17 protein-coding genes are annotated in these 20,703 nt (G+C 65.6%); 8 read left to right on the top strand and 9 right to left on the bottom strand.

Annotation, left to right across the window (positions count from 1 at the left end; all coding sequences use genetic code 11):
• Positions 1-2 precede the first annotated feature (2 nt).
• Genes P9A17_RS01305 through P9A17_RS01295 form a run of 3 tightly spaced genes read right to left on the bottom strand, consistent with a single transcriptional unit; the run spans position 3 to position 3,116 of the window.
• Positions 3-1,529: a tripartite tricarboxylate transporter permease gene (locus P9A17_RS01305; protein WP_278036788.1), complete on the bottom strand. Its 1,527-nt coding sequence runs from the start codon at positions 1,527-1,529 to the stop codon at positions 3-5.
• A 15-nt stretch (positions 1,530-1,544) separates the two neighbouring features.
• Entirely contained in the window at positions 1,545-2,102 is a 558-nt protein-coding gene (locus tag P9A17_RS01300; RefSeq protein WP_278036787.1) for a tripartite tricarboxylate transporter TctB family protein, read from the bottom strand.
• Between the two features lie 3 nt (positions 2,103-2,105).
• Positions 2,106-3,116, bottom strand: coding sequence for a tripartite tricarboxylate transporter substrate binding protein (locus tag P9A17_RS01295; protein ID WP_278036786.1), 1,011 nt, complete (start codon positions 3,114-3,116; stop codon positions 2,106-2,108).
• A gap of 134 nt (positions 3,117-3,250) precedes the next feature.
• On the opposite strand from P9A17_RS01295, the gene P9A17_RS01290 reads away from it, so the two are divergent.
• The 4 genes from P9A17_RS01290 (at position 3,251) to P9A17_RS01275 (ending at position 9,801) form a co-directional block, all read left to right on the top strand.
• Entirely contained in the window at positions 3,251-4,183 is a 933-nt protein-coding gene (locus P9A17_RS01290) for a LysR family transcriptional regulator (RefSeq protein ID WP_278036785.1), read from the top strand.
• Positions 4,184-4,245: 62 nt separating this feature from the next.
• A complete protein-coding gene (locus P9A17_RS01285; RefSeq protein WP_278036784.1) occupies positions 4,246-4,746 on the top strand; it encodes a nuclear transport factor 2 family protein in 501 nt (166 codons plus the stop codon).
• A complete protein-coding gene (locus tag P9A17_RS01280; protein ID WP_278036783.1) occupies positions 4,739-7,936 on the top strand; it encodes a multicopper oxidase domain-containing protein in 3,198 nt (1,065 codons plus the stop codon). The genes P9A17_RS01285 and P9A17_RS01280 overlap by 8 nt, the downstream gene beginning before the upstream one ends.
• A gap of 170 nt (positions 7,937-8,106) precedes the next feature.
• Positions 8,107-9,801 (top strand): HNH endonuclease signature motif containing protein, encoded by a 1,695-nt coding sequence (locus tag P9A17_RS01275; RefSeq protein WP_278036782.1) that lies wholly within the window; start codon positions 8,107-8,109, stop codon positions 9,799-9,801.
• Positions 9,802-9,805: 4 nt separating this feature from the next.
• Here the strand turns inward: P9A17_RS01275 and P9A17_RS01270 are convergent, their stop codons facing one another.
• The 5 genes from P9A17_RS01270 to P9A17_RS01250 all read right to left on the bottom strand — a co-directional run bounded on the left by P9A17_RS01270 (position 9,806) and on the right by P9A17_RS01250 (position 15,291).
• Positions 9,806-12,496: a molybdopterin-dependent oxidoreductase gene (locus tag P9A17_RS01270; protein WP_278036781.1), complete on the bottom strand. Its 2,691-nt coding sequence runs from the start codon at positions 12,494-12,496 to the stop codon at positions 9,806-9,808.
• On the bottom strand, positions 12,493-13,314 hold the full coding sequence (locus P9A17_RS01265; protein ID WP_278036780.1) for an FAD binding domain-containing protein: 822 nt from the start codon (positions 13,312-13,314) through the stop codon (positions 12,493-12,495). The genes P9A17_RS01270 and P9A17_RS01265 overlap by 4 nt, the downstream gene beginning before the upstream one ends.
• A gap of 106 nt (positions 13,315-13,420) precedes the next feature.
• Positions 13,421-14,209 carry an oxidoreductase gene (locus tag P9A17_RS01260; protein ID WP_278036779.1) on the bottom strand — a complete coding sequence of 263 codons (789 nt, stop codon included), beginning with the start codon at positions 14,207-14,209 and terminating at the stop codon, positions 13,421-13,423.
• Positions 14,210-14,491: 282 nt separating this feature from the next.
• Complete coding sequence (locus tag P9A17_RS01255; protein ID WP_278036778.1) at positions 14,492-15,049, bottom strand: hypothetical protein; 558 nt, start codon at positions 15,047-15,049, stop codon at positions 14,492-14,494.
• Positions 15,050-15,051: 2 nt separating this feature from the next.
• Positions 15,052-15,291 carry a hypothetical protein gene (locus tag P9A17_RS01250; protein ID WP_278036777.1) on the bottom strand — a complete coding sequence of 80 codons (240 nt, stop codon included), beginning with the start codon at positions 15,289-15,291 and terminating at the stop codon, positions 15,052-15,054.
• 113 nt (positions 15,292-15,404) lie between these two features.
• On the opposite strand from P9A17_RS01250, the gene P9A17_RS01245 reads away from it, so the two are divergent.
• Positions 15,405-16,634, top strand: a complete 1,230-nt coding sequence (locus tag P9A17_RS01245; protein ID WP_278036776.1) for an FAD-dependent oxidoreductase — start codon at positions 15,405-15,407, stop codon at positions 16,632-16,634.
• 7 nt (positions 16,635-16,641) lie between these two features.
• On the opposite strand, the gene P9A17_RS01240 is transcribed toward P9A17_RS01245, so the two are convergent.
• Entirely contained in the window at positions 16,642-17,019 is a 378-nt protein-coding gene (locus tag P9A17_RS01240; protein WP_278036775.1) for a hypothetical protein, read from the bottom strand.
• 190 nt (positions 17,020-17,209) lie between these two features.
• On the opposite strand from P9A17_RS01240, the gene P9A17_RS01235 reads away from it, so the two are divergent.
• The 3 genes from P9A17_RS01235 to P9A17_RS01225 all read left to right on the top strand — a co-directional run bounded on the left by P9A17_RS01235 (position 17,210) and on the right by P9A17_RS01225 (position 20,697).
• Entirely contained in the window at positions 17,210-17,989 is a 780-nt protein-coding gene (locus P9A17_RS01235) for an SDR family oxidoreductase (RefSeq protein ID WP_278036774.1), read from the top strand.
• Between the two features lie 37 nt (positions 17,990-18,026).
• The gene (locus P9A17_RS01230) at positions 18,027-18,749 is read left to right on the top strand and encodes a hypothetical protein (RefSeq protein ID WP_278036773.1); all 723 of its coding nucleotides are present in this window, start codon (positions 18,027-18,029) and stop codon (positions 18,747-18,749) included.
• Positions 18,750-19,044: 295 nt separating this feature from the next.
• Entirely contained in the window at positions 19,045-20,697 is a 1,653-nt protein-coding gene (locus P9A17_RS01225) for an ABC transporter substrate-binding protein (protein ID WP_278036772.1), read from the top strand.
• Positions 20,698-20,703: the final 6 nt, after the last annotated feature.

Here is a 20,703-nt window from a genome sequence, read left to right as displayed (position 1 = left end):
CGTCAGACGCCGACATGTTCTGTCGTGTCGGCCTTCTCGTCCTTCTTTGCGTTCCGCGCGACCCACAGCCGGCGGAGCAGCGGAGCGCAGGCCAGCAGCACGAAGACCGCGAGGATCGACCCCGAAATCGGCCGCGTGATGAAGCCCGTCGGGTCGCCGCCGAAGATGAGCATCGAACGCCGTGTGCTGGATTCGATGATCGAGCCGAGGACGAACGCCAGGACCATCGGTCCGGGATCGAAGCCGGCCTTCTTCATCAGGTAGCCGAGGATCCCGAAGGCCACCATCAGGAAGATGTCGAACGTCGAGTTGTTGATCGTGTAGACGCCGAGGATGGTGATGAGCGCGGTGATCGGCGCGAGGATCGCCGGACGCACCCTCAGGATTCGAACGAAGATGCCCACCAACGGGATCGACAGGATCAGCAGGATCAGGTTGCCGATGTACATCGAGTTGATGACGCCCCAGAAGACGTCGGGATGCTCGTCGACGAGCTGCGGCCCCGGCGAGACACCGAGGATGAGCAACGCGCCGAACAGCATCGCCATCGTCGCGTTGGCCGGAAGACCGATGGTGAGCAGCGGGATGAACGACGATGTGGCGGCCGCGTTGTTGGCGGTCTCCGGCGCCGCCACTCCCTCGACCGCTCCTCGGCCGAACCGCTCCGGGGTCTTCGAACGCCGTTTCTCGGTGGCGTAGGCCACGATCGACGACAGCACTGCGCCACCGCCGGGTAGGACACCGAGGATGAACCCGATGACCGACCCCCGGCCGATCGCACCGGAGGACTGCTTGAGATCGGCGCGCGACGGCCACACGTTGCCGACCTTGGTCGGTGGCTGGACCTTTCGGTGGCGTTGTTCGAGGCTGTACAGGATCTCGCCGACACCGAACAGGCCCATCGCCACCACGACGAAATCGATGCCGTCCGCGAGTTGCAGGCTGTCGAACGTGAACCGGGATGCGCCGGTGAAACTGTCACGCCCGACGGTGGCCAGCAGCAGACCGACCGCGCCGGCGATCAATGCCTTGAGTTTGTTGCCGCTGCCGATCGTGGCGACCAGCAACACGCCCAACAGCGCCAGCGCGGCGTATTCGGGTGGACCGAAGTCGAGGGCCACGCTGGCCACCACCGGTGCCAGCAGCGTCAGACCGATGATCGAGATCGTCGCTCCGACAAAGGATCCGATCGCGGCGATGCCGAGGGCGGTGCCGGCTTTGCCCTGCTTGGCCAGGGCGAAGCCGTCGAACACGGTGACCACCGACGACGCCTCCCCCGGTAGCCGCAACAGCACCGAGGTGATGGTCCCGCCGTACTGGGAGCCGTAGTAGATACCGGCGAGCATGATGATCGCCGAGACCGGCTCGATCGTGTAGGTGATCGGCAGCAGGATCGCGATCGTCGCCGCCGGGCCGAGCCCGGGCAGCACCCCGATGACCATGCCGATCAGCACGCCGACGAGGCAGTACAGCAGGTTGTGAGGCTCGACGACGAGCGCAAATCCGTCGACGAATGAGGAGAAGTCCATGACAGTGACCTGGCTTTACAGAGAGATCAAGTGGGGCAGCGGGATTCGCAGCCCGTAGAGGAACAGGAAGTAGAACGCTGCGACGGTGGCCACGCTGATCACCACTGTGTTGCGCCAGCTCTCGCCGCCGAGGAACTTCAGCCAGATGATGCTGAGAATCAGCGCCGGGATCTCGAACCCGGTTAGCGGCAACAGGAATCCGAAGCCGACGAAGGTGATGATCCCGACGATCGGCAGGATGCTGCTCTTGGTGAAGGCCTCGCTGTCGGTCAGGCTGCGGCCCACTACGAGCAGGACCGCCGACAGCGCGGCGATCACGACGCTGACGATGAACGGCCACAGGCCCGGGCCCGGCTCCTGCAGGGTACCGAGACCGTAACCCCAGGAAAGCAATCCGCCGCCGACGCCGATGACGATGCCGACCGCCGCGCCCACCGTCTGATAGAGCGGGCCGCCCTGGGGCGGGCGGTCCTCCTCCATCTCGTGGGCGACCTCGGCCTCGATCTCGGTGAGGATGTCCCTGGTGTGCGGGTGCACGTCGGGGTCAGTCGTCGGCCTCGTGGATTCGCTCACGGCTCAGCCCTCGTTGCGCAGGTTGAGTCCGTACTGCTGCACGAGATCGGCGTAGCGCTTCTGGTCCTCCTGCAGCTGTGCGACGACCTCGTCGCCCGAAACCTCCATCGGCGTCAGGCTGTTCTGCTTGTTGAACTCCTTGTACTCCTCGGTCGCGAAGGTCGCCTCCATGCCTTCGGCGAGGCGGTCTTTCACGTCCTGCGGAGTCCCCTTCGGCACCGTCATGAACCGGTATTGCGTCACCTCGACGTCGAGACCCTGCTCCTTCGCAGTGGGCACATCGGGCAGATATTCGATGCGCTCGGGGCCGAACACCGCGAGCGGAATCAGCTTGCCGGACTGAATGTTCTCGATGGCCTCGCCGACCTGCAGGCTCGCGACGTCGACCTGGTTGCCCAGCACCGCGGCCAGCGCGGGTGCGCCACCGTCGAACGGGACGGCCTGGGAGTTCACCTTGCTGGTGTTGAACAGCAGCGCCGCCGACAGCTGCGCGCCGGTGCCGACGCCCGTCGTGCCGTAGCGGACGACCCGCGGCGAACCCTGCATGTCGGCGAGACTCCGGAAACCGCTCGCCGGATTGGTGACCAGAACATAGTCGTCGCGGGATACACCCTGGACGACTTCGAACTGGTCGATGCTCGTCGCTTCGTCGGGTGCGACGGCCAGCGGGGTGATCGTGAACAGCGATGCGTTCTGGATCCCGATCTTGGAGCCGTCGGGTTTGGCGTTGCCGATCTCGGCGGCGGCCAGCGCCCCGTTGGCGCCTTCACGGTTGATGACGGGGAAGGTCGCGCCGAGGTTGTCCGACAGGCCCTTCGACACGGCACGGCTGATGAGGTCGCTCGATCCGCCGGCGGAAGCGCCGACGTACATTTCCACCGGGCCCGTCGGGTAGGAATCACCCGAGCCCCCGCCCGTGGTGCTCTGCACACCGCCGCATGCGGTGAGGACGGTCCCGACGACCGCGACGGCAGCCAGTCCGGTACCGAGGCGGGTGCGTAGTGCTGTCGCCATGAGAATCACTCCTGTCTGTGACGTACATCTGGAGCGGTCATCAGATATGACGCGCATCACTCCACAGAGGACGCTACGGAGCTACATCGATACCTGTCCAAGCCCAATCCTGCATAGCTTGATACCTTCAGGGCATGGCGATCACGTTGGACCAGGTCCGCTGCTTCGTCGCCGTGGCCGAGGAGTTGCATTTCGGAAAAGCCGCCGAACGGCTGGCGATGACGCAGCCGCCGCTGAGCCGCCAGATCCAGCGTCTCGAGCGGGCGGTCGGTGCCGGGCTTCTCGATCGCGACAACCGGCGCGTCGTACTCACGCCCGCAGGTCTGGCGTTTCTCGAGGACTGTTATCGAGTGCTCAGCAGTCTCGATGGCGCGACGGCGCACGCGCAGCGGGTGGAACGCGGCTCGGCCGGGACGCTGCGGCTCGGCTTCACCGCAGTGTCGGCGATAGGTCTCGTCGGTCCGCTCCTCGGCCTCCTCGGCAACGAAATGCCCGATATCGAGGTCGTGCTCCAGGAGGCTGTCACAGGCATTCAAGTCGACGGCATCCGGCGCGGCGAGCTCGATCTCGGACTGGCCCGACCGCCTTTCGACACGGCGGCACTGGAGTCCAAGGTCGTCGCACGCGAGGCACTCCTTGCCGTGGTGCCCGCCAGCCACCCCTTGGCCGCCGAGGCGGGTCCGCTCGGTCCGGACGCGTTCGACGGGTTGTCCGTCATCAGTTACCACCCGCAGCGCGCGCAGTACTTCCACGAACTGACCGTCCGCTTCCTCTTCAACGGACATCCGCGCATCACCCAGCGGGTGCAGCAGATCCTGACGGCCGTGCTCCTGGTGGCCGCGGGCCAGGGCGTTGCGCTGGTTCCGGCGAGCGCGAGGGCGCTACGGGTCGACGGTGTCGCGTTCAAGGCGTTGACCGATTTCGGTAGCGGGCATCGCGACAGCGATCCGGCACGCCCCGTCGAACTGCACGCGATCTGGGCCCGCGGGAGCCTCTCGCCGATGCTGAGGCAAGTGCTGGAGCTGGTCGAACGATCCGCCGTCCATCTCGACGAGATCGGCGACTGAGAGCAGGCGTCGAAGTTTGCTGAAGTCACACCCGTTGACGCGTTCGTCATTATGCTTCTCCGATGCGACGCCGCCGGGCCAGACCAACGTGGGTGGTGGCCGTCGGCGCCCTCACCATCCCGGTGTCCCTGAGTGGGGCCGCCATCGCGCAGGCCGATAGCTGTACAGATCCCACCGCGAGGCCACTTCCGCTGGATGCCGGAGTGTGCGCCGATGTGTTGCTCCAGGAGTCGCAGTGGCTCAACGCCATCTCGACCGGAGATCGCGCGGCGGTCGACGCGATCCTGGGGCCGAACTTCACCCACATCAACTCCGAGGGCCAAGTGTTCGATCGCGCACAGGAACTCGCCGGCGTCGTCGACGTGCCGTTCACGATGAATCCCTCAGACCAACGGGTGGTCGTCGCCGGCGACACTGCCCTGATCCACGGCATCAACGTCGTGATGGGCGACGACGGCGCCGTGCTGGCCCGGGAACGGTTCACCGACGTGTTCGTCCGCCAGGACGGGCGGTGGCTGGCGTTGTCGGCACAGGAGACCTCTCTGGACCCCACCGATGGGTAACGACGAACTGATCGCCCGCCGCGGCTACCTGATGCGCTGGCTGGCCGTGCTCGTGGTCGTCACCACCGCGGCAATGCTGTTCAGCTGCAGCCGAAATGAGCATGGTGCGGAACCGAACCCGCCCGGTGTCAACGCCGGTCCCGACGGTAAACCCGCGCCGTTCAGCGAGCCCGTCCGGCTCTCTAGTCACGACGGAGTGCTGGAGGTGCGCTTGTCGGCGCACCAGGGCACGGTCAACCTCGACACCGTCTCCGAACCCGTCACCAATTTTCTGGTCTTCGGTTACGAGCTCATCAAGGGCACGAGCTCCGACGGTTCTACCCAGGGCGACAACCTGTATCCGGCCCCGACACTGCGGGTCGACCCCGGCGAGCGCTTGATCGTCCACTACGAGAACGATCTCGACGACCTCACGGTCGAGGACTTCTACGATCCGGCCTACACGCGGGTCGGGAGTGACGTACCGATCTACCCTCCGCAACTGAAGGCCGCCCCGCTCAACCTGCACACCCACGGCCTACATGTCAGCCCACAAGGCAACGCGGACAACGTCCTTCTGTCGATCCCGTCGGGAATGGCCAACACATACGACTACCGAATCCCCGACACGATGCCTCAGGGGCTCTACTGGTATCACAGCCACCGACACACGGTGACCGCTCCGCAGACGTACATGGGTCTGGCCGGCCTCCTGGAGATCGGCAGGCCCGACGGGAACCTGCCGATCGTGACCGAGAACGATATCCCGATCCGCAACATGGCTTTTCAATACAACTTCGTCTTCGACCGCAAGGGCTCCGGTCACCAGTTGAACAACGCGACGTGGCCACAGTGGGTGAGCACGCTGACGCCACCCAAAGGTACCGAGCTGGCAGACGGGACCTACGAGCCGAGGCTGGCGCCGGTCAATTTCACCGACGTCTCCGACGGCGCCCAGTTCATGACGAACTGGTGGGCCGGTCCGCTGTCGGCGGACAACCGCCGCGGTCAGAACCAGACAATTCCACCGAACTTGCAGAGTTTCACCAGCCCGACGGTGAACGTCCCCGCCGACCCGTCGTTGCCGGAGAACCAGCGCGACGTGCAATTCACCATAAACGGCCAGTTTCAGCCCGAACTGAAAGTCAAACCGGGCCAGACGGAGATCTGGGTGCTGGCCAATATCAGCGACTTCGCCTACATGCGAGTCCAGCTCACCGAGACGGCTACCGGCACGCACCCGAAGTTCGCCATCGTCGGGCAGGACGGCAATCCCTATACGCAGGTGCAGCGGCCGGTCGGTGGCGACGGCACCACACTCGACATACCGCCGGCCACCCGGTACGCCATCGCGGTGACCATGCCGACCGAGGGCGACCTGATCCTCGAGATGCCACCCATGAAGAACCTTGAGCCGATCACGAACCCCGGTGTGCTGTATACCGACAACGGAACGGAACATCCGCCGGCGGTGCTGGGAACCGTGACCGTCGACCCGAAATACATCAGTTACGCCGACGGCTTCTTCACCTTTCCGATCCAGAAGCTGATCCACGCTACCCCTGACGACGAGCGCGGTGAGACAACGACTTTCGAGCCGGGGCAGAATCTCGATGCGTATACGTCCTTCGTGGATACCTCGGTGATGACGGCGGACGTGACCCGCGATCTGGTCATCTCCGGTGGTTTCGGCAACCAGTGGGCCAGCAAGGACGATCCGAAGGCGTTCGTCTACGAGTTCGCCGACAACGCCTTCCCCAACATCCCCCTGATCCAGCCACGGTTGAACTCGGTCGAAGAATGGCGCATCACGAACTACAACAACGACGGCCACCCGATGCACATCCATGTCAATGACTTTCAGGTTCAGGAGATCGACAATCCGCTGACCGGAACGAAATCGGGGGTGCAGCCCTGGGGCGTGGACAACGTCAACGTGCCCGCAACCTCGGTCTCCAGTGACGAAGGGGACAGTCCTAATCCGTCGTCATTGGCGTTGCGGATGGAGTTCAGCGAGTTCGTCGGAACCTTCGTGATCCACTGCCACCGGCTCAACCACGAGGACAACGGGCTGATGGCGTTGGTCAGCGTGATCCCCGAGGTCTCGACGTACGCGGTGGCAGTGCCAGGGGCCGAGGGTGAGCCCGCGACAGTGCAGGTGCGCAACGGCGAGGGTGACGAGGTCATGGCGACGGTGTATCCGTTCCCGTCCTTCGAGGGCACGCCGAGCGTCGCGATGGCCGACGTCGACGGGGACATGGTCCTCGACCTCGTGGTCGGCACCGGCCCCGGATCCGCACCCGAAGTGGTGGTGTACAGCGGCGACGAACCCAGCGGCGCCTTCAAGACCGAGCTGGCGCGATTCGCCCCGTTCGACGCTGACTTCGACGGTGGCATTTCCGTCGCCGGAGCCGACATCGACGGGAATGCGCTGGCGGACAACATCATCGTCGGGGCCGGCGCGGGTACGGACTCCGAGGTCAAGATCTTCTCGACATCGCTTCCCGACGTGGGCTCAGCGCCGGAGGTGTTTTCGGCTTTCGCGCCATATCCAGGATCGCGCAGCGGTGTCACGTTGGCGACCGGGGTGGTCGACATGGCGTCCGGGCGGGAGAGCATCGTGACCGCACCCGGTCCAGGCGAACCCCCGGAGATCAAGACGTTCCGCTACGACCTGTACACCCCGACGGTGAAGGCCCGCATCGACGCCTCCAACGACCACACCGACCACGACACAGGTGGGGGTCCGGCGATGACGTCGGAGTTCCTCGCCTACGACGAGTCGTACACCGACGGTGTCTCGCTGTCGACGGGCTGGGTGGCCGGTGCCGAGGGCGGCGCCAAGAGCGTCATCACCAGCCAGCTTGGCGGCGAGGGCACTGTGCGGGTGTGGTCGACGGGATCGCGTCTCGACGGGGCGCCCGAGATGTACGTGATGAGCCCGCACGACCACGACAGCCCTGTCGACTTCGCGCAAATCGCTTCCTTCGCACCGTTTCCCGGCGGCAAAGACATCAGTGTCGCGACCACCAGCACCACCGTCGGTGCCGATCTGCTCGTCAGTGGCACCACCGCCGACGGGAAGTCGCAGGTGCGCAAGTACTTCCTCGACCGGCCGGACTCGGACGCCACCACCGTGGCCCCGAAACTGCTGACGACGCTGCCGCCTATCGACGGCCTGAAAGGTGTTGCGCCGCTGGGCGGCCGCTGAGCGGAGTACCGGATCCCCGGGAGGTCCGCGCGATACCTAGCCGCCGGGGCAGCACCCGCAACCGTGGGCACACGGTCCCCAACCGGACTACCTTGGTCGGCAGTTAATTATCTCTGTCACTTCTGTTTTCGTGTCGTTTCTTGTCGGTGGGCGCCGGTAGTATCGCTTGTATGTTCGAAGGGCTGGCGGATTCTGCGTCTCGTGTCGAGATGGCCGACGCGGAGCTCGATGCGGCCATCGCAGGGTGGACCGACGCCATCTCTTCGGCCTCGGCGCACCGGATGTTGTTGATCGCTGAGAAGGCCCGCCGTAACTATGACGACGACTGCGACAGTGTCGAAGACACCGATGCCGCCTGGAATTCCGCGGCGGCCGAGATCTCGTTGGCCTGCAGAATCTCCCACGGACGCGCCTCCGGTGATATGGAGGTGGGGCTGGCCTTGACCCGGCTACCCCGGATTGCCGCCGCCTTCCTGGCCGGGCAGATCACGGAGTTCTTGGTGCGCCGGATCGTCAACCGCACCGCCAACATTCAGGATGCTGATCTGTTGGCCAAGGTGGAGGCCGAGATCGCTGAGCGGGCTGTGCGCTGGGATGGGTTGTCACAGAAGAAACTCGACGACGCCATCGACGTCTGGGTCGATCGCCACGACCCTGCAGCCCTGCGCCATACCCGGGCCCGGGTCCGCGACCGCGGTGTCACCATCGGTGAATCCAAAGAGGGGGTCACCGAGATCAACGCCCGTCTCAAAGGCGCTGACGCTGCCCTGTACTGGCGTCGGTTGACCGTGATGGCCCAGGGTGTGTGCCCCAACGATCCGCGTACTCTCGATCAGCGCCGAGCCGATGCTCACGGTGCGATCGGGGCCGGGTTCTTCCATCTGGCTTGCGAATGCGGCGCCCCGGACTGCCCCGCGGCTGTCGATGACGGTCGCGGCTCCCACGTGGTAGTCCACATCTACGCCGAGAACGCAGCCCTGACCGCGCGGCCAGACCCCCTCACCGACGGCGAAGACCCTGAATGTCGCGCCAAGAACAAAGACGTCGCAAAGGCCGGCGTCACCGAGGGAGCTGCCGTCGGAGACTGTGTGCCGGAGGACACCGAGCCGGAGCGCAATCACCCCGAGACCAACAATCCCGGGAGCAGCGTTACCGACGACGGTGACGACGCCGAGAGCGGCTCCGCGGAGAGCGGCGCCGCCGCAAGCACGGACGGCGCCGGGGACAAAGACGGTATTGCCGAATCTGATCCGGCCGCTGCTTTCCTGCGGCCTCCTCCTGGGGTGATCGTCGGGTTCGGTCACGTTCCCGCCGAGGAGATCGCCGCCCGCATCCGCGCCGGCGCCAAACCCAAATACTTGATCCAGCCAGGCATTGACCCGCAGCCGCGATACCGGCCCAGCACCGCCCTCGACGAATGGGTCCGAGCGCGGGATCTGACATGCCGATTCCCCCACTGTGATCGCCCCGCGGCCTACGCCGATTTCGACCACACCGTGCCCTGGCCCGCCGGGCCGACCCACCCCTCCAGCGGGAAACTCCTATGCCGCCAACACCACCTCGCCAAAACCTTCTGGGCGGGCTGGTCAGACACCCAGCACCCCGACGGCACCGTCGTCTGGACCACACCCACCGGACGCACCTACACCACCAGGCCCGGCAGCGCGCTACTGTTCCCGACCATCAGCACCACCAGCGCACCCATCGACACCCCCGCGCAGGAACCCACCAGCGCCGACAAGATCAACACGATGCCCAGCCGGCGAAAACGCAACCGCGCCAGAACAATCAGCTACCGCATCAAAGCCGAACGCGCACTCAACGACGCCTACGTCGCCGAACGCAACAAACCACCCCCATTCTGATGCCTCAACTCAACCGGTCGTAGATGCGATCTGGTGTCAATGGCAACTCGCGGAACCGCACGCCCGTCGCGTCCTCCACGGCGTTGGCCAGTGCTGGGGCCACCGGGTTGATGCAGCACTCAGCCATACCCTTGGACCGCATCGGTCCGACGGAGTCGGTCGAGTCGACGAGGAGCACCTCGGTGCGGGGAACGTCGGCGTAGGTGGGAATCCGGTAGTTGCGCAGATTCGGGTTGACGACCACGCCGCCGTCCATCTGATGGTTCTCGGTCAGCACGAATCCGATCCCCTGTGCGACACCGCCTTCGACCTGACCCCGAACCTGCGCGGGGTTGATCACGACACCGGCATCGGTGGCATGCACGCTGTAAAGGATCCGGATCTCGCCGGTGAAGCGGTGCACCGCCACCCGGAATCCGTGCGCGTTCGACGTGACGCTGCGCGGTGAACCGAAGGCTTTGCGCGCCTCGGTAAACCGGATGCCGCGGCCCCGGGCCGCTTCCACGACGTCCGCCAAGGAGATCCGGACGCTCCCGCAGCGCACGCCGTCGTCGTCCATCGCGCACTCCGACAACAGTGTCCCGGTGTGTTCGGCCGCGAACCTCAGGATCGAATCGCGCAGAGCGGCCGAGGCTTTCGACACCGCATTCCCGGCGACGAACAGGCCGGCACTGGCGAATGCGCCGGTGTCGAAGCCGGTCCGGTCCGTGTCGGACTGTACGAGCGCGATTCTGGCGGGTGTGGTGCCCAGCTGCGTGGCCGCGATCTGGACGTGCGCCGTGGAGGTACCTTCGCCGAATTCCACAGTACCGACAGCGATCTCGTAGAGGAGGTCGTCTCGCAGCGTGGCTGAGACATCGGAGAGGTGATCTGTTGGCGGTGCCGTCTCGTGCAGCGAGCTGGCCATGCCGGTGCCGACGAGCCAATCCCCGTCGGGAGTCGCCTCCCCCGATGTCCGGCGCAACGCGGCGTCGACCAGGTCGAGGCATTCGAGGATCCCGTCCTCGGTGAACTCGACGTCGTCGGGATGATCGGCGATGGCCAGCAGCGCGTCGCCGGGCCGGACGATGTTACGGCGCCGCAACTCTGCGGGGCCCATGCCGAGCTTGCGGGCCAACTCGTCGATCGCGGACTCGACCGCGAACGCCGGTTGCGTCATGCCGTATCCGCGCAGCGCGCCGCTGGGGACGGTGTTCGTGTACACCGAGTAGGCGTCGAACTTCTTGTTGGGACAACGGTAGAGCGCGATCGCGGCACCGGCGGCGAACAGTGTCTCACCGCCGTGATTGCCGTACGCGCCCGTGTTGGAGATGTTGTGGAACTGCAGCGCGGTCAGAGTGCCGTCGGCGCGGGCACCGAGCTTCACGGTGATCTTCATCGGGTGGCGCGGCGACGCCGTCGTGAATTCCTCTTCCCGGGTGTATTCGAAGGAGACCGGACGTCCCGTCGCCAAGGTGGCCAGTGCGGCCAGGTCCTCCGAGATCACTTCCTGTTTTCCGCCGAAGCCGCCGCCGACTCGCTTGCAGAACACTCGCACCTGGTCGGGTCGCAGGCCGAACAGGTACGACAGTTTGATCTTGGCGATCGACGGCGACTGGGAGGCGGTGCGCACGGTCAGCTTCCCGTCGTCCATCCACGCGATGCAGCCGTGCGTCTCCAGGTGCGCATGTTGGACTCGCGGGGTGCAGTACGTGGCTTCGTGAATCACGTCGGCCTGTGCGAAACCCTGTTGCACATCGCCGATCTGGCCGTGCAACTCCAGCAGGATGTTTCGTGCCGGGTCGAGGACGAACGGATCATGCGCCTCGTGCAGTTGAGGGGCACCCGGTGCCATCGCTTCCTCAGGATCGAAGACAGCGGGTAGCACGTCGTAGTCGACGACGACTCGGCGGCAACCCTCCTCCGCGGCACGGACGGAGTCCGCCAGTACGGCGGCCACACGCTGGCCGGCGAAGCGGACGACGTTGTCGAGGATGTAGGTGTCATCGGGATCGACCAGATGATCGGTGTGGATCGCGGTCGAAAAGCGTTTTCGCGGAACATCTTCCCACGTGAAGACACGATGCACCCCGGCCACAGCGAGGGCGGCTGTGGTGTCGATGGAAACGATGCGGGCGTGCGCGTGCGGGGAGTGCAGCACCTTCAGGTGCAGCAGACCGTCGATGTGAGTGTCCATGGTGAACTCGGCACGCCCGGTGACGACCTCGTTCCCCGCCGGTGCGCCGACGCTGGTCCCGACGGCACAACCCGGCGCCGCGTCCTCGATCGCCGTCACGCCGTTCACGGCGTCCTCGATGGCCCGATAGCCGGTGCAACGGCACAGGTTTCCTTTGAGCGCCCTCGGCAGATCGCGCTTCTGCTCGTCGGTGAGAGCCGCGGCGGTCATGATCATCCCGGCTGTGCAGAATCCGCACTGGAATCCCGGGGCGTCGCGGAACTGCCGCTGCACCGGATGCAGGTCATCGGCGGAGCCCAGCCCCTCGACCGTGGTGACCTCGCGACCTTCGGCACGGAAGGCGGGCGTGATGCAGCTGTGCACGGGGCGTCCGTCCAGCCAGACAGTGCAGGCTCCACAATCGCCCGCATCACAACCCTTCTTGACACCCAGGGCACCGAGGGACCGCACGAACGTGCGCAGACATTGGCCGGGGACGGGCTCCGAATCGAAACTGTGTCCGTTCACCGTGTAGGTCATGCTGAAGCCTCAAGCTCGATACGCATCTCCTCGGCGTAATGCCGCGCGAGGTGCCGTCGGTGTGCGGGCGTGCCATTCGGGTCGGCGAACCAGATGTCCTCGGGTAAAGCGTCGATGGCAGAACGCAATTCGGCGTGACTGGGCAATGCGTCGAACTGCAGCTGAATCGGCCGCGTGGTGCCCGCGGTGATCGTCACCGACATGTCGTCGGTGCCGAACGTTTGTGTGGCGACCATGAAGATGGTCGACCGGCCCATCTTGGTGAGGCAGAACCTCCTGTGGAGATGCCGCTTCTGGAGTGTGCGCGCCGGGATGTGCACGCAGCGCAGGGCCTCGCCCGTAGACAGCACGTTCTCGTGGTTCCCCGAGACGAAATCGATGGCAGCGACCCGGCGTTGGGTGCCATCGGTCGCCTGCAGCGTGTAGGTGGCTTCCAGCGCGACAGTCAGCGTGATCATCGGCCCGGCGGGCAGCGACATGCAGATGTTGCCGCCGACCGTCGCCGAGTTCCACACCTTGAACGACGCGAGGAACGCCTCGCAGCTGACGTGTAGAACTCCGGCCGCCACCCATTCCGCCGGCGCCGCGAAAGCGTACAGATCGGCGATGGTGCACATGGCGCCGATGTACAGTCCCGTCTCGTCGGCCACCAGTTCGTCCCATCCCAGTGGAGCCAGGTCGATGAGCCGCCGCAGGTCGGGTTGCTGATCGGAGAACAACCACGTCCCGCCGGCCAACCAGGCATCCCCCGGTCGCCACGGTGATCCCAGCGGATCAGTGGGGCGGCGGACCACTTCGGTGATGCTGTTGATGTCCATAGAGCTCTCTCGCTGCGATGGCCGTGGCTGACGGCGCGGCGCTGTCCGGAGTGACTGTATGGCCCGGTGTGTGATTGCGCCGGAATTCCCGGCGAAGCGGTGCGCGCTATCGGACGGTCGTAATCATCCCGGCGTCGATGGTCATGTCGGCTCCGGTGATGTTCGCGGCGCGGTCGCTGGCCAGGAACACCACAAGATCGGCCACCTCGGCCGGGGTGCTGAATCGTCCCAGCGGCGTGTTCTCCACGACGGACTGCGCGACGTCCTCCGGCGATTGCCCGCTGGCGTCGGCGAACGTGCTCGCGACGCCGCCGTCGCCGAACCACAACGGGGTGACGACAGGGCCGGGGCTGACGGAGTTGACGCGGATACCTTTGGGCCCCAACTCTTTCGACAACCCTTTCGTCAGGTTGGTCAGCGCGGCTTTGATGGCGCAATAGTCCGGTAGGGCAGGGTCGGGCAGAAATGCGTTCACCGAACCGATCATGACGATCGACCCGCTCTCGCTCTTGAGAAGTTCGGGGATGGCCGCGCGGGTGGTCCGCACAGCGGCCATCACACCGAGGTTCCAGGTGGCGTTCCACTCGTCGTCGGTCACTGTGGCGAATCCGCCTGGACGGGGCGTCGCGGCGCCGACATTGTTGACCAGGATGTCCAGCCCGCCACGCTCGACGGCGGCCGAAATCAGCTGCGCCGGTTGGTCTGCGGCTGCCAGATCAACGGGCACAAACGTCGCGTTACCCGCAGCCTCAAGCTCGCGAAGCTCGTCACTGCACGTACGGGCGCCCGCGATGACGAACGCCCCGGCATCAACCAGCGCCCCGGCGATCGCCAACCCGATGCCTTTGCTCGCCCCGGTCACGACTGCGGTCTTACCCGTCAGGTGCAGATCCATAATGCCCCAGACCGTAACCCACCAGCCAAAATGCGCAATGGTGAATCGCCGCGCTCTCAGCGACTTCCCATCGTCGGACCGCCCGGTAGGTGCTCGCGGGCCTCCTTGGCTGTTCCCAACTCCTCCTCGCAGCAGCCGATGCCGCCCTCTACCTGATGGATCTGAACCTGGCCGTCGACCTCGCCGGACGCGCGGAAGTGCGACGGAAGCGTCGAAAACCCGCATCCTCTACGGGTCGCCCTCGTGACCGCGGCCCGGGCTGAGGAACACGAGGTGGATCCGTCAGGCAGACAAGGCCGCCTGAATCGCGCTTGCCTGCATGCGGCCGTAGTCGATGACGAGGTCCGGCGGCACCGGGTCGGTGGGAGCACCTTCGAACTCGATCGTGGTGACGGTGTTGCCCTCGGTAAAGGTCAGCGCCGAGATGGACCGGGAGTTGTCCAAAGACGTTCCGCTGGTGATCATCCCGTCGGTCCCAACCGGCGCGGGCTGCGTCGTCGCGTTCGCAATCTCGCTTCCCAGCCCCGCACGTCCCTGGCTCAACACCGATGCCGCGCCGGCGGCGTCGTCGAGTACCAGGATCGTGTCGGTCACCGTGCGACTGCCGTCGCGATGGGTGAACAACGCCATCACACCGGGCTGCCCCTCCGGGTTCGTTACGGGCGCTTCCGCAACCCACGCCGAGGAATCGGTGACCGCGTTCGGATTGACGGGCAGAGTCGCATAGTCGATGGGTTGTGCTGCGGCGGTTGTGAATCCGCCGACGACTACCCCACATGTCATTGCTGCGGCGCCTGCCGCGACAGACAGCGTCTTCTTGATCATCGTGTCAGTCCTCATCGTCAGCAGGGGTAGCAGGCCCAGCCGCGCCAGCCGTCACGCCAGAACCAGCCAGGCCCGCAGCCCATGTTGCCGGTGGTGCCATAGCAATCCAGCAGGTCCGTGGAGGGCGTCTTCGGCAGCATCTGCACGACGGGGTCAGGGGTGGGAAGTGTCGCTTGGCCCGCATTCGCGATGCCCGCGGTGCCCAGGGAACCCAGCAGCATCGCCGCCGCAGCTCCCGACATGACCAGTTTTCGCATCGTTCCCCCTAATTGACTGTCTGGTAGGTCGGACGCTACGCCTTCCAGTCGACACGAGGGGCCAAGTTGCCGAAACGTTCGCCCGTCTCCGCCCGGTCGGCAACGATGACGTCATGACCACAAGGACCACCTGCGTCGTCGTCGGGGGAGGCCCCGCCGGCATGGTGCTGGGGCTGATCCTCGCGCGCGGCGGCGTCGACGTCACCGTGCTGGAGAAGCATGCGGACTTCCTGCGCGACTTCCGCGGCGACACAGTGCATCCCACCACATTGAGGCTTCTCGACGAGCTCGGGCTGTGGCCCAAGTTCGAGGCACTGCCGCACAGCCGGATCAGCAAGGCCCAGTTCGACGTCGCACCGGGCCGCTCGGTGACGATGGTCGACTTCAGCCGGCTGCGCGGACTTCCTCATCCCTACATCGCGATGGTTCCGCAGTGGGATCTGCTCAACCTGCTCGCCGAGGCGGGCACCGCCGAACCCACGTACACGCTGCGGATGAACACCGAGGTGATCGGGCTTGTGCACGACGGCGGCCGCGTCGCCGGCGTCCGGTATCGCGACCTCGACGGTGAGGGTGAACTTCGTGCCGACCTCACCATCGGATGCGACGGGCGCGCGTCGCTCGTCCGGCGCGACGCCGGCCTCGAGGTCCGCGAGTTCCCGGTGAGCTTCGACGTGTGGTGGTTCCGGTTGCCCCGGCACCGGGACAACACGATCTACACGTTGGTGCCGCGCATGAAGCCGGGCAAGGCGATGATCGTCATTCCGCGCGAGGGCTACCTGCAGATCGCCTTGCTCATCCCCAAGGGCAGCGATGCCGCCGAACGTGCCCGCGGTCTCGCGGCGTTCCGCGCGGACGTCCTCGAGCTCCTGCCCGAAGCAGGCGACACCGTCGACTCGATCACCACCCTCGACGACGTCAAGATGCTGGACGTCAAGCTGAATCGGTTGCGCCGCTGGCACACTCCCGGTCTCCTCTGCATCGGAGACGCCGCGCATGCGATGTCACCGGCCGGTGGCGTCGGAATCAACGTCGCCGTCCAGGATGGGGTGGCAGCGGCACGGCTTCTGGCCGAACCGTTGCGCAGTGGCACGGTGTCCGACAAGGACCTCGCGGCGGTGCAACGTCGTCGCATCGTCCCGACCGCGGTGACGCAGGAATTCCAGCTGCAGATGGACAAGCGAATGCTCGGCCCGATCGTGCGCGGCGGCACCGCGCCGCTTCCCCGGTTTGCCGGTGTGGTCGAACGCGCCCCGTGGGTGACGGCGATACCCGCCTACCTGGTCGGGGTGGGCGTGCTGCCCGAGCGAGCGCCGGCCTTCGCGCGACGAAGGCCGGCGTGAGCCCCGTTCAGTTGTTGCGCTGGTAGTTCTGCTGTGCGGCTGCGTTGGCGGCCCAGTTCTGTGAACGAATATCCGGCGTGACGCAGATGATGTCCCCGTCGAAGGCCTCCCGCCACACGAATCCGGACACGCAGTTGATGCTGGCGGGCACCTTGTTGGCGTACGGGGCGCTGTTCTGCGCCGCCGTGCTGGAGCGGAATCCCGGTGTGACGCAGACGGTGTCGCCGGGGCGGGCCTCCCGCCACACCAGGCCTTGGATACAGGTGTCGGGCCCATAGGGCAGGTCAGGTGCGGCCAGCGCCGGGGCCGGCGCGGCAACTGCCGTCAGAGCGGCGGCGATGGCAGCCGTTTGGGCCAGTGTTCGAGCAGTCAGTTTGATGGTCATGGAAGTGTCCTCGGATCCCCTCGTGAATGTGTTTGGCTGACCTCGCGTCAGCTGATTCCGAGCTAAGCCGCCGCAGGAGAGGAGTTCTTGCGTAGTCCACTACGTCTCTTTTGGCGTCTCGCGGCGAGCAACCTGAGTAGAGCTGTGACCCCGGTGCTCAGCGGATGTGCCACTCAGTAAGGTCACGGGCGTGACCAGAACCGAGGCCAACCCGTTCGATCTCACCGGCCACGTCGCCGTCGTCACGGGCGGAGGTTCGGGGATCGGGCTCGGGATGGCCGACGGGCTCGCCCGCGCGGGCGCCGCCGTCGCGATCATCGGCCGCAGCGCCGCTCGCCTCGACGACGCCGCCGCGTCGCTGCGCGCCCACGGCAACCCGGTGCTGCCGGTGGCGTGCGATGTCACCGACGAGCGGGCCGTCACCGATGCGATGGCCCACATCCGGGACGAATTGGGCCGGCTGGACTCCTGTTTTGCCAACGCAGGCATCCGCGGAAAGTTCACTCCCGTCCTTGACACTTCGCTGGAGGAGTTTCGCTCGGTGACCCGGGTCGACCTCGACGGCGTGTTCCTGACCCTGCGGGAAGCGGCCCGGCAGATGGTCGCAGCCGGACACGGAGGCAGCCTGGTCGGAGTTTCGAGCCTCGGCGCGTTCCAGGGCATGCCCCGACAACCCGCCTACGCCGCATCGAAGGCCGGTGTGACCTCCATGGTGGACAGTTTCGCCGTCGAACTCGCCAAGCACGGCATCCGCGCCAACACGGTGGCGCCGGGCTGGTTCGACACCGAGATGACGGCCGAGGGGCTGGCTGACGAGCGCTTCAGCTCGCGGGTGCTGCCGCGCGTTCCGGCCCGGCGATGGGGTGGCGCCGACGACGTCGCCGGTGTCGCGGTTTATCTTGCGAGCCCGGCCAGCAGCTACCACACCGGCGACGTGCTGCGCCTCGACGGCGGCTATCTGAAGTTCTAGACGTTTGAGGTGAGGGCCCGCAGGTCATGATGAGACGGTGAACCTGCTGTTGTCCTCCCTGCCGGCACCCGACGTGCAGATCACGGACGCCGGGGTCGAGGCGGTCCTGACCGGCGCGGTGCGGATCATCAACCCGTTGCTCGACGTGCTCTGGGAAACCGATCCGTTCGACCTCAAGCGTCGCGACGATGCCATCGGACGGGTGCTCAACGCTATCGACGTGCCCGGCACCCCGGCGTGGGACGACATGGACGTCGACGCGCGGATCCACTGGTGGGTGTGGCGGGTCGGCGCGCTGAACACCCTGCCCGTCGCGTTCCCCGGCGCGCTCGGCGTCGTCGCCCGCCAGCTGCCGATCCAGGACCTGCTGGGGTTCGTCAGCCAGGCGGTCGCGCTGTGCGCGGTCGCCCGCGAGCTCGGCGTCACCGATCAACGGACCCAGGTACGCATGCTGGCATCGGTGCTCTGCGGCAGGGATCTGTCCGTCGTCGTCTACGACGGTGACACCAGCAGGCCACTGGCGTCGCTGCCGCACAGCCCGTCGGGGATCGTCAAAGCCGTCTGGAATCTCGTGGGCCTCTTCGACGCCATCGGTGATGAACTGGCCAAGCGTCCGCATCCTCGCGGACCCATCCGCTACCTCGGGCTGCTCCCCGGCGTCGGGGCGGTGGCCGCGTACATCGGCGAGTGGGGTGCCCTTTCCCGCGCCGTCAAGGCCGGTCGACGCTGGCTCGAAAAGACCACTGCAACAACGCCTTAGAAGTCGACACAGTGTGCGCTCAGATCGCAGGATCGGTTGGAACACCGATCTGGGCGCACACTCGAAGTCCACTGCTTCGCAATTACAGCAATTTGTTCGATCGTCATTGACGCGCACGAAAAAGCCACTGCCACCTCCGTTTTCGTCGTGCACTCGAAAACCCCCGCAATGAACAACCTGGAAGAAAGCTGTGAAGCTCGAGTTGCCGTCCGGGAAATTTCCACAAAACTCCATAGCGGCCCGCGCAGAGGCGTAGAGCTGTACTGGACACCGCCGACAAAGCAGGGGAATTGCAATGCACACACTGCGCGTGGCGCGGAAAGCACTGATCGTCGCCTGCATCGCAGCCTTGTCCGCCTTCGGGGTGGCCGCCTGCGGCAGCGATGACAGCTCCGGAGGCGGCGAGGGCGGTGACATCACCATCAACGCAACGTCATTCCCCGACTACATCGACCCGCAGCTGTCGTACACGCTGGAGGGTTGGGAGGTGCTGTGGAACGTCTACACGCCTTTGCTCACCTACAAGCACGCCGCGGGTAAGGAGGGCACCGAAGTGGTGCCCGGCCTGGCCGAAGCCCTCCCCGAGATCTCCCCGGACGGCCTGACCTACAAGCTCAAACTGCGTCCCGATATGAAGTATTCGGACGGCACTCCGATCAAGGCGTCGGACTTCACCTATGCGATTCAGCGCCTGTTCAAAGCGGATTCGGGTGGCTCGGTGTTCTACGACGTCATCGCGGGTGCCAAAGAGTACGCCGACGGCACCGCCGACACCATCTCGGGCATCACCACCGATGACGCGACAGGCGACATCACCATCCAGTTGACCGCTCCCAATGGCACATTCGACAATCTGCTCGGATTGATGTTCGCCGCACCGGTCCCGCCGTCGACACCGTTGACGGAGGACGCGACGAACAACCCGCCGCCGTCGAGCGGACCGTTCATGTTCAGCTCCGTCGACGCACCGCGGACGTTGACGATGGAACGCAACCCGAACTTCCAGACCGTCAAGGACGCCGGGGCCTCCGAGGTCGCCGACGCGGGAGTCGACAAGATCACGCTCATCGAGAACAAGAACCAGAGCGCCCAGGTCACCGACATCATCCAGAACAAGGTCGATTTCATGATCGACCCACCTCCGTCGGACCGGTTGCAGGAGCTGAAATCGCGTTACTCCGAGCGGTTCCGGATGGAGGACTCGATCAACACGTACTACATGTTCATGAACACCGAGCGCGCACCGTTCAACGACCTCAAGGTGCGTCAGGCCATCAACTACGCGATCGACCCCGAAGCGCTGAACCGGATCTTCGGTGGCAGGCTGCATCCGACACAGCAGGTGCTGCCACCGGGCATGCCGGGCTATCAGGAGTACGAGCTCTACCCCGGCCCCGACATGGACAAAGCGAAACAGCTTCTTGCCGAAGCAAATCCGGCCGACCGAGATATCACGGTCTGGACGGACGACGAGCCCGACCGTAAGCGCATCGGTGAGTACTACCACGACCTGCTCACCCAGCTGGGCTTCAACGCCACGCTGAAGGTCATCGCCGGTGACGTCTACTGGACCACCATCGGCAACCAGTCCACCCCCGACGTCGACACCGGATTCGCCGACTGGTTCCAAGATTTCCCGCACCCCGACGACTTCTTCCGCCCGCTGTTGCACGGCGACAGCATTCTGCCGACCAACGGCAACAACCTGTCGCGGGCCAACATCGCAGCCAACAACGCCACGATGGACGAACTGCTCACCAAGCAGCTGACCGACGAAGGTGTCGAACAGGCCTACGCCGACCTCGACCGCGCCTACATGGAGCAGGCGGTCTGGGCCCCGTACGGCAACGAGCAGTTCACGACGTTCCTGTCCGAGCGGATGGACTTCGACAAGTCCTATCACCATCTGCTGTTCAACCAGGACTACTCCTCCTTCGCCATCAAGTAGTCGGCC

Origin of the sequence: Mycobacterium sp. 236(2023), assembly GCF_029623955.1 — a bacterium.
In the GTDB taxonomy this organism is placed as follows: domain Bacteria; phylum Actinomycetota; class Actinomycetes; order Mycobacteriales; family Mycobacteriaceae; genus Mycobacterium.
This window is presented reverse-complemented; position numbering and strand designations above follow the sequence as displayed.

Coding starts and splice junctions, on each gene's coding strand:
- P9A17_RS01305 (WP_278036788.1), bottom strand. CDS start 1,529: ATGGACTTCTCCTCATTCGTCGACGGATTTGCGCTCGTCGTCGAGCCT.
- P9A17_RS01295 (WP_278036786.1), bottom strand. CDS start 3,116: ATGGCGACAGCACTACGCACCCGCCTCGGTACCGGACTGGCTGCCGTC.
- P9A17_RS01290 (WP_278036785.1), top strand. CDS start 3,251: ATGGCGATCACGTTGGACCAGGTCCGCTGCTTCGTCGCCGTGGCCGAG.
- P9A17_RS01285 (WP_278036784.1), top strand. CDS start 4,246: ATGCGACGCCGCCGGGCCAGACCAACGTGGGTGGTGGCCGTCGGCGCC.
- P9A17_RS01280 (WP_278036783.1), top strand. CDS start 4,739: ATGGGTAACGACGAACTGATCGCCCGCCGCGGCTACCTGATGCGCTGG.
- P9A17_RS01275 (WP_278036782.1), top strand. CDS start 8,107: ATGTTCGAAGGGCTGGCGGATTCTGCGTCTCGTGTCGAGATGGCCGAC.
- P9A17_RS01270 (WP_278036781.1), bottom strand. CDS start 12,496: ATGACCTACACGGTGAACGGACACAGTTTCGATTCGGAGCCCGTCCCC.
- P9A17_RS01265 (WP_278036780.1), bottom strand. CDS start 13,314: ATGGACATCAACAGCATCACCGAAGTGGTCCGCCGCCCCACTGATCCG.
- P9A17_RS01260 (WP_278036779.1), bottom strand. CDS start 14,209: ATGGATCTGCACCTGACGGGTAAGACCGCAGTCGTGACCGGGGCGAGC.
- P9A17_RS01255 (WP_278036778.1), bottom strand. CDS start 15,049: ATGAGGACTGACACGATGATCAAGAAGACGCTGTCTGTCGCGGCAGGC.
- P9A17_RS01250 (WP_278036777.1), bottom strand. CDS start 15,291: ATGCGAAAACTGGTCATGTCGGGAGCTGCGGCGGCGATGCTGCTGGGT.
- P9A17_RS01245 (WP_278036776.1), top strand. CDS start 15,405: ATGACCACAAGGACCACCTGCGTCGTCGTCGGGGGAGGCCCCGCCGGC.
- P9A17_RS01240 (WP_278036775.1), bottom strand. CDS start 17,019: ATGACCATCAAACTGACTGCTCGAACACTGGCCCAAACGGCTGCCATC.
- P9A17_RS01225 (WP_278036772.1), top strand. CDS start 19,045: ATGCACACACTGCGCGTGGCGCGGAAAGCACTGATCGTCGCCTGCATC.